The organism is Staphylococcus pasteuri (genome assembly GCF_030547725.1).
Lineage (GTDB): Bacteria > Bacillota > Bacilli > Staphylococcales > Staphylococcaceae > Staphylococcus > Staphylococcus pasteuri.
On sequence record NZ_JAUOQO010000268.1, the window covers coordinates 1 to 279 of the forward strand.

Below are 279 nucleotides of genomic sequence, written 5' to 3' on the forward strand. Positions count from 1 at the left end.
CTTAAAAATTGTTCAACCAAATAGAATCAATTAACGCCTCATTAATAAAAGTAAAATAACATTACAGCTTGATATATTTAACGCATGGCTACAAAATGGACAACCAATTTCATTAATTGGATAACCTGTAGAAAGATAACGATTTTCACTGTGATTAAAGGACTAAACATGCGAACTGCGTTTATTCTCGCCGCTACTCTCACCGTCAGCGCTTGCGCTACAACTCAGCAAAATACTCAACTTGAAGATGCATTAGAAACAACCGGATCGATAGAGATC

The 279-nt window shown here is 35.8% G+C and carries 1 protein-coding gene; it reads left to right on the forward strand.

All coding sequences use genetic code 11. From position 1 onward, the window contains the following. Positions 1–84 precede the first annotated feature (84 nt). Positions 85–279, forward strand: a 195-nt coding sequence (locus Q4528_RS13620; protein ID WP_303522082.1) for a hypothetical protein, incomplete at its 3' end; no start/stop codon positions are given.